The organism is Sodalinema sp. (assembly GCF_046483825.1).
Classification (GTDB): Bacteria; Cyanobacteriota; Cyanobacteriia; order Cyanobacteriales; family Geitlerinemataceae; genus Sodalinema.
In genome coordinates, this window is the sequence record NZ_JAWOCL010000038.1 from 1 (window position 1) to 10,934 (window position 10,934).

The window sequence follows — 10,934 nt, forward strand, 5'->3', positions numbered from 1 at the left end:
CGCGGAGCGTGCGCGTTAGCGCAAGCGCCAACATTACCCCGCAAGGGAGTCGGAGCCAACCATAGCTCCATGGAGGGGCAACCATACCCCTCCACCCCGCAAGGGGGTGCTGGCGGCTAAAGCCGCTTGAGTCGGTTTTCCTCTCCGCGATCAATCACGGAGCTTCCAACCCTCCCAGGAGTTTTACGTGAGAGTTATCTCACGTTCGCTTTTTGTTGAACAGCATCGACTAAAATAGATATAAATAGCCAATTCATCTAGTACAAACAAAAAGCTTAAAACGACTACAGCAATAGGATTTATCTAATTTTTATTGTTGATTGCTTATTGTTCATAGCTAAACGTCGTCTGGACCCAAACGCCCCCAGATTTAGAACGGCCTTGTCCCAGATAGGGAGGGATTCGTGTACGATCCTCTTAGGGTGGCACGACCCACCGTGCCGAGGGTTCGGACACTCCGACCAGGGATAGATCTCGAAGCGCGTGTATGGAAGCCGAAGAACTGTTACAAAAATATGCAGCGGGCGTGCGGCGATTTATTGGCGTTAATCTAAGCGAAGCCAACCTCAGCCAAGCCAATCTCACCCGAATTAATTTACGGAACGCCTGTTTGAGCGTTGCCAATCTCAGTGGTGCCAATTTAAGCAAAGCCAATCTCAAAGGGGCCAAACTTAACGTCGCCAAACTCAGCAGTTGCAACCTGCGAGGGGCCAATCTCCGAGATGCTGACCTCAATGTAGCCAACCTCATCCGCGCCGACTTGAGCGGTGCTGATCTCTACCAAGCCTCCCTCATTCGTACCGAAATGTTACGAGCCGACCTGAGCGGGGCCGATTTACGGGGCGCGAACCTCAGCGGGGCCATGCTCAAAGAAGCTAAACTCCCTCGGGCCAACTTTCAAGGGGCCAATCTCAGCGAAGTTGATCTCAGTTACGCCCAAATGCGCGGCGCGAACCTAGAACAAGCCACCTTCCGGCGTACCAATCTACGCTGGGCCGATATGAGTGGGGCCAGTTTGCGTAATTCTGAACTGCGACAAGTGCGCCTCAGTGGGGCCAAACTCATCGAAGCCGATCTGCGGGGGGCGAATTTACGCTGGGCCGATCTCAGTGGCGCCAGTTTAGCCGGAGCCGATCTCAGTGGCGCGAAACTCAGCGGGGCCAACCTCAGCGGGGCCAACTTAACCGGCGCGAACTTACTCGATGCGAGTCTTGTCTATGCCGATCTCACCCGAGCCACCCTCACCAATGTCGATTGGATGGGAGCCGACTTGAGTGGAGCCACCCTCACCGGGAGTAAACTCTATGGTGTGTCTCGTTTTGGCCTTAAAAGTGAAGGAACGGTCTGTGATTGGGTTGATTTAAGTCCCAACGGAGATGGCTCTAAAATCCAGCGCTTTCGCCCGGAACAGGTCGAAGAATTTTTTAATGAGTCGTTACCGACCGTTCGCATTTTAGTCGATGCCGTTCTCGACCCCGCCGCCCATGTGGCTCTGGCTCAGGTTTACTACCACATTGCCCGCTATTTTCCTGGTTTGAAGCGATCGCCCAATATCGACGTCAGCGATCGCCGCACCGTGATCACCTTCCGCCTCGACAACGACTTACAACTATTTTCCACCGCCTACATCACCATCCTGCCCTTTCAGGATGCCACCGCCACCCAACGCAATATCCAAAACCTCGTCCAACTGCTACAAACCAAAGAACGAGAAAACCTCGACGTTGGCCATTTTCGCTACATCCAACGGCTGCGAGTCTTCTTCGAGCAAACCGTTGAACGAGCCAACAGCCTACGCAGCAACGAACCCGAAAGCCTGACCCCCGATGCAGGGCAGGCTTTTTTCCAGGCTCCCACCCATGTCATTCTCTCCAACTCCAAAAACCAAACCATCGAAGTTCAACATCATCCTCAGTTCGGCAAGCAACGGCTTCAAGCCGCCAACCGCGTCAATCCCATTGAACCTCCCTATCCTGAAGTCTGTAACCAGATTCTGCCTCCGCCCTTTGTGATCTTCGATTTCGTCAAAACAACGGTGACTGACCTGAACCCCGATCCCCTCTAAACTAGCGCCTAAACTAGCGCCGAAGAGGGCCTGAGGCGATCGCATCGGGTCATCTCAATTGAGATGGCGATCGCGACAACGAACCCGAGATACTAGGGAAAGGATCTCAATTGTTGTTAGGATTTGGGGTGCGCTTCGGTGGTTTGGTGCCGACGACTGGCTTGAAAACGAGGATAAAGTCCCATGACGCTTAAAGAACTCTTAGAAAAATATGCTGCCGGAGAACGGGACTTCGGCGGCATCATGTTATCTGAAGCGAATCTCAGCCGTATTAACCTCAGCGGTGCCAATCTCAGTCAGGCAATTCTCAGTATTGCCAATCTCAGTGGCGCTAATCTCAGTGGCACCAATCTCAGCTACGCCAAAATGAATGTGACTCGCCTCAGTGGGGCCAACCTGGTGCGAGCCAATTTAGAAGGGGCGATTCTCAACGTCGCCAATATGATTCGAGCCAACCTCAGCGGCGCTAATCTCAAAGATGCGGCCTTGATTCGGGCCGAGATGATTCGGGCCAACCTCAGCAACGCTAAACTTAATGGGGCCAATCTCAACGCGGCGGATTTACGAGAATCGACCCTCAGACAAGTGGATTTGACCGGCGCTAACCTCAATGAAGCGGATTTACGAGGGAGTTCTCTGATTGCAGCGATTCTCCTCAATGCCAATCTAATTGGGACAGATTTTAGTAAGGCGGATTTAACGGGAGCCGATTTAAGTCATGCTGAACTGCGTCATGCACGCCTGCATCGCGCTAACTTGAGCGGCGCGAGTTTGCGGGGGGCGAATTTACGCTGGGCTGATTTGAGTGGCGCGAATCTTCGCTGGGCTGATTTGAGTGAGGCCAAACTCAGTGGTGCAAACTTGATTGGGGCAGATCTCAGTTGCGCCAATCTCCTGAATACGAGTTTTGTTCATGCGGATTTAACCCAAACCAATTTAATTCGGGCCGATTGGGAGGGAGCGGATTTGAGTGGCGCGATTTTAACGGGGGCGAAACTCTATGGCGTGGCTCGCTTTAATTTGACAACGGAGGGGATGAGTTGTGATTGGCTAGATTTAAGCCCCAATGGGGATCATAGTCAAATCGCGCGGTTTAACTCGGAGAATTTTGAAAAGTTTTTCAATCAGACGCCGCCGGTGGTGCAATTGGTGGTTGATATGCCGATTAGTAGTGATGCTCATCGAGTTCTAGCGGGGATTTATCATCAGTTAAGCGAACAATATCCAGAGATGAGTCAGCCCCCCAGTATCGATGTGGGCTATCGACGGACGGTGCTGACGTTCCGGGTTGATAGTGATGAGTTGTTGTTACCGACGGCGTATGTGGCGGTGTTGCCGTTTCAGGATGCGTCGGACACTCAGAAAACCTTGGTGAATCTGGTTCGTTCGATTCAGAATAATAGTCCTGAATTGTCGGGGGTGAAGGCGGCGAATCAGGCGGCGAAGTTGAGTGTGGCCACGATTCAACGTTTGCGGAAGGTGAGCGGGTTAACTTGTCCCCAGGTGGAGGGACATTCTGAGTTGGAGTTCTTCCAGGCTCCGACTCAGACGATGGTGGCTAATTCGAGTGATTTGGGATTAACAATTTATAGTAATCCCATGTTTGGTAAGCGTTTTTTCAATGCGGCTGAGTTGGGGATTCCCCTCAGTGCGCTCTCGTCGCAACGAGCTCAGGTGGTTTTGCCCTCGGCGCAGGAGATTTTACGGTTTATCCAAGGGTTCTACTCGTTTGACTAAGGTGATTGTTGCCAATTGGCCAGATTTTGGGTGGCTGGGAAATCCGATCGCAGCGTAGCAACGTAGTGAAGGAAAGCCCCAACCTGATTTGCTATGGTGTTAGGACACACACGAACTGTTCAATTCGCAGCAAGTGCGGCCGTATCTATGTCAGTGACTGATGTTGACTTATATGAACAACTGCAAACCGGCGATCGCACGGCGTTGGGGCAGCTTTATGATCGTTATGGCGGTTTAGTTTATGGTGTAAGTTTAAAGGTTCTCGGGAATCCTCAAGAGGCGGAGGATTTAACCCAAGAGATTTTTCTGATTCTTTGGCGTAAACAGAACTATGATCCCAGTCGTGGCAAACTGAGTACCTTTTTAATGATGTTAACGCGATCGCGGGCCATTGATCGGTTGCGATCGCGAGGACGCAAACGTAAATTTCTTGGACGTTGGGGCGCAACCCTGAGCGAGGACACGATGACCACTCACACCCCCTTTGACGAAATTTCTTTAAGTGAACGTCGAGATACGGTCCGTCAGGCGTTAGATCAGCTTCCTGAGAAATATCGCTCAATTTTGGAGTTAGCCTATTATCAGGGGATGAGTCAATCGGCGATCGCAGACCATTTAAAGATGCCCCTGGGAACGGTGAAAACGCGATCGCGTAAAGGGTTATTAGAACTTCGAGAACACTTACAAGAATGGATGGGATGATCCGATGAGCAATCTCTCACCAGAGCGCCTTCAGGAATTAGCAGCAGGCTACGTTCTTGGAGATTTATCCTCTGAAGAACGCCAATTATTCAAAACCCAACTGGAACTGCACCCGGAACTGGCTGAGGAGGTCCGACATTTACAGGATGTTCTCGGGGCTATGCCCTATGGCTTACCCGAAACGCCGCCCCCACCTGGCCTGCGCGATCGCATCCTAGTGGCCGCAATGACCGAGGCCGCAATGACCGAGACGGAGAGGGAAATGAGCGACGATTCCGGGGCGCAACAGGGAGCTGTGGTTCCCTTGCATCCGCCCTCGCGGCTTCCCTGGCAACGTTGGGCCAAACGTTGGGCCAGTGGAGTCGCAGCGGTTCTGGCTGTGGCCCTTCTCGTGGATAATCTACGTTTGCGAGAGCGACTGAATTATACCCAGGCCCAACTCCGAGGCCAAGATACCTCAGATATGGTCGTTGCCCCATTAGATGCGGTTTTAGTCAGTCAATGGGATGGGTTAACTGAAATTACAGAAGACCACCTGAAAGCCTTGACCCGAACTGAAGGGCCAATGGATTATAATGCCGATAATCTAACTTCGATTATCGAACGATTTGATAGTCAATTTTCCTTTTCTGAGACCAATCCTGTGATTCAAAAACAGGGAATTGAGTTGATGGGAGGAACCCTCTGTGTGTTTGGTAAAATCTACGGAATGCGTTACACCTATACCACAGAAACCGGGCAACCGCTATCTTTTTATCAAATTGATACTCGGGAAGAAAATCTAGCCTTGCCAGATTTAGGAACCGGAAAACTTTATGTGAGTCAACCGGGGAAACCGCGTATGATTCTGTGGTCTGAAGATGATTATGTGTATGCGATCGTGGCAGAACTTCCCGCCGCTGACTTAAGGTCTTTATCCGCCAATATTGTTAGACAATAGTCGTAAAATGAAGGAGCTAACATCAAGGGAATGAATGGCTCAGCAGACCAAGGGTGCTCCATCATGCTGAGCAATAGTGTAGAATCAGGTTGGTAGTGGTGTAGCCTTAAATCCGACCAACTCCCATGACCCCCGAAGAAATCCAAACAACCCTCGAACAGATGTTAGCCGTACAGCGGGAACTCCAAGAAGGTCAGTTACGACTTCAAGAAGGACACATTAGGCTTCAGGAAGGGTACATTAGGCTTCAAGAAGGCGACCTGAGACTTCAGGAACGCCAACGGAAGCTTCAGGAAGAACAAGAAGCCCAAAAAGCAGTCCTCGATGAGTTAATTGAACGCTACGGCGACCTTTCAGCCAATTCTGAACGTCAACAGAGAATTTTGGAACAGTTGATTGGCTACAGTTTGACCAATGAATCAGAACATATGACCTTAGAGGAAAAGTTAGAGGCGTTACAAGCGCGAATACAACGGCTAGAAAATCGTAATTAAAGTTAGCAACTTCCCTAGCCTAAAACGGTTTTACACTCCTATTCGTTGCGATAACGGCTTATCCTGCTGATACTCTAATTCTAATTTCAAGGATATCTCTGCTTTCTGTAACTCCGTCCCCAAATAGAGGGCGTGTTCCGTCTCCAAAACGGGACAATCCGCCGCGATAGTTTGATAGAGTCGTTTGGCTGTTTTCCCAACATAACAGCCCACGGGTTCACCACTACCAGGGGTGAGATGTTCAACGACAATTTCACCTGTTCTGCCACTGATGAGGATCGTAAAACTCCCGGAGGGGTCGGCAAAACTCCGGTTTTTTAACAGTTTTGGATACTGTTGTTCGATGAGTGTATCCGCGTTTTCCCAACAGTCATCGTAGATATGGGCGCTTTCGCTGATGGTAATCAGGGGACCTAGGTCTAAATTCAGTCCAGCTTGGACTTCTAATGTTTCCCTCAGATGCTGTTGCAGCGCCCGTAAGCCCATGGCATTTGCCACCCAAGCCCCAAACATATCATTACTGCGAAACGTGGCGGTTAGAGACAATTCTCCGTCCACAATTCGGGTCCAAATATGATTGAGACAGGGAGGACTTCCGTTGGCTTGGCCGTCTTGCTGGGCATCCCAGAGGGACATTACTGCCCGGGCGGAGTCGGGATTGTCGCGGAGTTGCTGAACCACTTGTTGGATTTGGTCAACACCAAACCACGATCGCAGCCGCTGGCCATAGGTGTATTTCACCCCGTCTTTGGACACCGCATCATCCTGAATTTGACCGACATAGTCGGCGACAAAATCCCGAGAAACGGGCAAGTAGTTGGGATCAGGGAAATAAAATTCCGGGGGTTCGTCGGTGACGATCGCCATCAGGTTAATCAGTTCCTGCCACTGGCTATCATGTTGGGTATTACGCAGGGTTCCCGTCCGACGAATGCGGTGAATCAGCTTAACCCAGGTTTCGGCGATGGTTCGCCCTTCGAGGCGATGGCCATAGCGTCGGCCCGGTTTCAGGGGAGATTCAACGATCGCCTCGGGGAAGCTTTGGGGAACACCCCAGGGTTTGGGGGACGGCTGTTGGGCGATCGTCCGGGCGAGGTGAAGGGCTGATTTAACGTCCTCGACTCGATGACAGGTGATAGACTCCCGTAGGGTGGCGATCGCCGCCTCAGGAAGTTCGGCATCGAGATAGCCCACAATGGGGGAGTTAATCACCCAGCAATCTCGGCCACTCTCCGTTTGTCCCGGACGCACTCCCTGGGCGAAGAAGTCCGCCAGACAACGACCACTCCCAGCATTACGGTCTTCTCGGGTGGCGTCGACAATAATTAAGTCCCGAACCTGGGGGTTGAGTAACAGATTGCGAACCAGGACGCTAATGCCGCGCGTGGGACTGTAGAGTTGTCCAATAACGGCGTAGTCTTGGGGTTGGAGATGTTTGGCGATCGCCTCCTTAACCGTCCAACCGCTGACAATCGCCGTGGTTCCCGTTCCGCAGATGAGTTGATTGGGCTTATAGTGAGGCTGATAGGGATGGGGCATGGGGGGAAGAGGGAACAGGGAACAGGGAACAGGGAACAGGCATAATCCGCCGCTTGGGCTGGGATTAACGATGTGTTATTAACGTTGGATCATGGAACGGACGATCGCCGAAATTAACGAAAAAATTGAAGCTGGGAAAGCCTCAGTCTGGACAGTTGAGGAACTCAAGGCCCGAGTGGCAGATATCGGCGTGACCCAAGCCACAAAACAGGTGGATGTGATCACCACCGGAACCTTTGAACCGATGGAGTCCAGTGGGGCCATCCTTAATATCGGACATACTGACCCGCCGATCAAGATTCGTCGCTGCTGGATTGACGGGGTGATGGCCTATTCCGGCTTTGGGGCCGTGGATTTGTATCTGGGGGCGACGCAACTGGCGGAGGTGAGTGATGCTGAAGATCCTAGCCGTGAACCCACGTGGAAGGAGAATCGCGGCGGCGGCCATGTGATTGAGGACCTCATCGCCGGGAAAACGGTTCAGGTTCGGGCCATTGGCCAAGTCACCGATTGTTATCCTCGGGCTTCCTTTGAAACCCAGATTTCTCGCGATACGATTAATCAGTTCTATCTGTTTAATCCTCGTAATCTCTATCAGAACTTTATTGTCGGGGTCAATGGGGGCGATCGCACTCTCTTTACCTATCTCGGTCCTCTCCAGCCACAACTGGGAAATGCCGTTTACTCGAACCCTGGGGCCATTTCTCCCCTCTTCAATGATCCCAATTTAGACCTAATTGGCATTGGAACCCGCGTCTTTATGGGGGGCGGTGTGGGCTATGTCGTCGGTGAAGGGACGCAACATTTCCCCCTGCAAAAGCGACTCCCCAATGATACGCCCATTGGACCGGCGGCTACGCTTGCCTTGATGGGCGATGCGCGACAAATGAACCGCAATTGGGTGCGCGGCTGTTATTTTCATCACTATGGTCCCTCCCTGATGTTGGGGGTTGGGGTTCCTCTGCCGGTTCTCAATGAGACGGTGGTGGAACGTTGTGCGGTTCGCGATGAGGAGTTGGTGGCCCCAGTGGTGGATTTTTCCATTCCCCGCCGGGTGCGTCCCACTTTTGGACTGGTGAGTTATGCTCAATTGAAATCGGGTAAAATTACCGTCGATGGGAAGTCGGTTCGGGTGGCCCCGTTGGCCAGTATTCCGCGATCGCGCCAAGTGGCCGAAGAACTTAAAGCCTGGATTGACGCGGGAGAGTTTACCCTGACGGAACCGGTGGCTAAGATTGCCAGCGATCGCACCTTCGTCCCCCAAGATGTCTGGGGATTACAAATTTCCTTAGATTAAGGACGACTCAACGCCAAACGAAGCTGATTCAGGGCGTGACTGACGCTAATCTCGCGAATCCAATCCCGTCCCCGAGTATCCCCGAGACGATACTCGATATGACTCACGGACTCAGGGCCAGCTAAACCGATATAAACCAATCCCACCGGCTTATCGGGAGTGCCACCGGTGGGGCCAGCAATTCCCGTGATACCAATGCCCCAATCTGTACCGCAACAATCACGAACTCCCGCCGCCATTTGTTCCGCCACGGGTCCCGATACCGCCCCCAGGGTCTGTAAAATCTCGCCATCAACCCCCAACAGATGTTCCTTAATCCGGTTCTCATAGGCAATCACGCCGCCCGAGAAATAGGCCGAACTCCCCGGAATCTCCGTTAAGGCTTTGCCCAAATAGCCCCCAGTACAGGATTCAGCCACGGCGAGGGTTTCTCCTCGGTTCTGTAGCTGTTGTCCGACCACCGTCGCCAGAGTTTCATCATCGCTGCCATAGTAGTAAATTCCCGCAATCTCCTGAATTTGCTGGGCGATGGGATGGATGAGGGCCACCGCCGCCTCCGTTGACTCAGCCCGGGCCGACACCCGCAACTTGACATGGCCATAATTGGCATAGGGGGCCACTGTGGGATTCACGGAATTGAGGAAGCCGGAGACCTTTTCCGCTAACTCTGACTCGGGAATCCCCCAAAACTTGAGAGTGCGGCTGTGGAACACCTGCTGACCCCAACCTTGGGCTTTGAGGGTAGGAACGGCGGTTTCTTGCCACATGGCCCGCATTTCCGAGGGAACTCCGGGAAAGGTGAAGATGGTCACGTGGCCGGGTCGCCAAATGATACCGGGGGCGCTACCGATGGGATTGGGTAAGACGTCGGCCCCTTCGGGGAGTAAGGCCTGTTTGCGGTTACTCGGGGACATGGTGCGCCCTCGACGGGTATATTTGGCTTCGATGTCCTTTAGCACATCGGGGCGTTCTTGTAAAGGGGTATGAAAGAAATCTGCTAAGGTTTCTACGGTTAAGTCGTCGGGGGTGGGGCCGAGGCCTCCGGTAAAGATGAGGATGTCGGCGCGATGAATGGCAATATCGATGGCCGCTTGCAAGCGTTCGGGGTTATCGCCGACGACGGTTTGATAGTAATGGGGAATCCCCAGTTTTGCCAGTTCCTGGGCGATATATTGGGCGTTGGTGTTGAGGATGTCGCCCAGGAGTAGTTCACTTCCGACACAGATTAGTTCAGCAGACATAGGGGAGAGAAGAAGGTTTAACCCAAAAATAGCCTATCGTTTATCCCAGGGTCAACGCATCGAAACCGAAACCCTTGCCTATTTTAATGAACAGAGCGCTTTGTCGTAGTTTATTGAAAATACTCTGCTGCCCCACGTTACTGATCCAAAAATTCCCTAGGAGTAATAATTAATTGTTGATATTGAATGTTAGCTTTTAAGGATAATAAATCTTTATCACCAGTGATGAGAAATACGGCTTTAGAATCTATCGCTAATTCCAAAAACTTATTATCATCAATATCTCGACAAATTTCAATTTGAGATTCTACCTCAAAAAATCGACTATAGTGTCTAACAACTCTTAAAAAATCTTTTCGTCCTTCATCTGAAATGTATTTATCAAATTTGCGCTTGTAAATTCTGGTCGCCAATTCTTGATAGGTCTCTTCACTTTGTCCAATCTTAAAGTTTTGATAAATTCGATTCAAAGCCTTTCTTGCAGTTTTTTTAGGACTTAAAACCGCACTGATTAAAACATTAGTATCAATCACAATGATTTCAGGATTCATCAGCAAGTAATTGCTGTAAAATTTCTTCAGTCAATCCTTTGTCTTGAGCATTTTTGCCAATGCGGTCGAAGACAGTTAACAAATCTTCTTCCTGGGCATTTATTGCCTTATCAATTTCCTGTTTGAGCTTAATTTGCTCCTCTTTAGGAAGTTGTTGAACTAGAATTAGGATTTGTTCAAACGTTAACGGGAGTTGATAGGTGTTAGATGTGAACGTCATCTCTTGGTAAAATAAAGATATAAGAATTCCAAGAAGCTTAAAACTGATGTAGGAAAATATTCCCCTTGGTGGCTCCAAACTGTACTAGGATTAAATTTGGTACTCCTCCATGCTAGCTGAACAGATTACTGATGTCCAATTATGATGA

10 protein-coding genes are annotated in these 10,934 nt (G+C 50.9%); 6 read left to right on the forward strand and 4 right to left on the reverse strand.

The genetic code is table 11. From position 1 onward, the window contains the following. The first annotated feature begins 487 nt into the window (after positions 1-487). The 5 genes from R6U67_RS02390 (at position 488) to R6U67_RS02410 (ending at position 5,938) form a co-directional block, all read left to right on the forward strand. Positions 488-2,065, forward strand: a complete 1,578-nt coding sequence (locus R6U67_RS02390; RefSeq protein ID WP_410251068.1) for a pentapeptide repeat-containing protein — start codon at positions 488-490, stop codon at positions 2,063-2,065. Positions 2,066-2,248: 183 nt separating this feature from the next. After that, positions 2,249-3,802 (forward strand): pentapeptide repeat-containing protein, encoded by a 1,554-nt coding sequence (locus R6U67_RS02395; RefSeq protein ID WP_410251069.1) that lies wholly within the window; start codon positions 2,249-2,251, stop codon positions 3,800-3,802. 147 nt (positions 3,803-3,949) lie between these two features. Continuing rightward, the gene (locus tag R6U67_RS02400; RefSeq protein WP_410251070.1) at positions 3,950-4,504 is read left to right on the forward strand and encodes a sigma-70 family RNA polymerase sigma factor; all 555 of its coding nucleotides are present in this window, start codon (positions 3,950-3,952) and stop codon (positions 4,502-4,504) included. A 4-nt stretch (positions 4,505-4,508) separates the two neighbouring features. Continuing rightward, entirely contained in the window at positions 4,509-5,444 is a 936-nt protein-coding gene (locus tag R6U67_RS02405) for a hypothetical protein (protein ID WP_410251071.1), read from the forward strand. Between the two features lie 125 nt (positions 5,445-5,569). Further along, entirely contained in the window at positions 5,570-5,938 is a 369-nt protein-coding gene (locus R6U67_RS02410) for a hypothetical protein (protein ID WP_410251072.1), read from the forward strand. Between the two features lie 30 nt (positions 5,939-5,968). Here R6U67_RS02410 and R6U67_RS02415 read toward each other — a convergent pair whose 3' ends face one another. After that, positions 5,969-7,477, reverse strand: a complete 1,509-nt coding sequence (locus R6U67_RS02415) for a thymidylate synthase (protein WP_410251073.1) — start codon at positions 7,475-7,477, stop codon at positions 5,969-5,971. A 91-nt stretch (positions 7,478-7,568) separates the two neighbouring features. Here R6U67_RS02415 and R6U67_RS02420 point away from each other — a divergent pair, with 91 nt between their 5' ends. After that, positions 7,569-8,774 carry a homocysteine biosynthesis protein gene (locus R6U67_RS02420; protein WP_410251074.1) on the forward strand — a complete coding sequence of 402 codons (1,206 nt, stop codon included), beginning with the start codon at positions 7,569-7,571 and terminating at the stop codon, positions 8,772-8,774. Here R6U67_RS02420 and R6U67_RS02425 read toward each other — a convergent pair. The 3 genes from R6U67_RS02425 to R6U67_RS02435 form a co-directional block, all read right to left on the reverse strand. After that, on the reverse strand, positions 8,771-10,015 hold the full coding sequence (locus R6U67_RS02425; protein WP_410251075.1) for a competence/damage-inducible protein A: 1,245 nt from the start codon (positions 10,013-10,015) through the stop codon (positions 8,771-8,773). The genes R6U67_RS02420 and R6U67_RS02425 overlap by 4 nt on opposite strands. Positions 10,016-10,152: 137 nt before the next feature. Further along, positions 10,153-10,566 (reverse strand): putative toxin-antitoxin system toxin component, PIN family, encoded by a 414-nt coding sequence (locus R6U67_RS02430; protein WP_410251076.1) that lies wholly within the window; start codon positions 10,564-10,566, stop codon positions 10,153-10,155. Further along, the gene (locus R6U67_RS02435; RefSeq protein WP_410251077.1) at positions 10,556-10,786 is read right to left on the reverse strand and encodes a hypothetical protein; all 231 of its coding nucleotides are present in this window, start codon (positions 10,784-10,786) and stop codon (positions 10,556-10,558) included. Before R6U67_RS02435 ends, R6U67_RS02430 begins: the two co-directional genes overlap by 11 nt. Positions 10,787-10,934 lie beyond the last annotated feature (148 nt).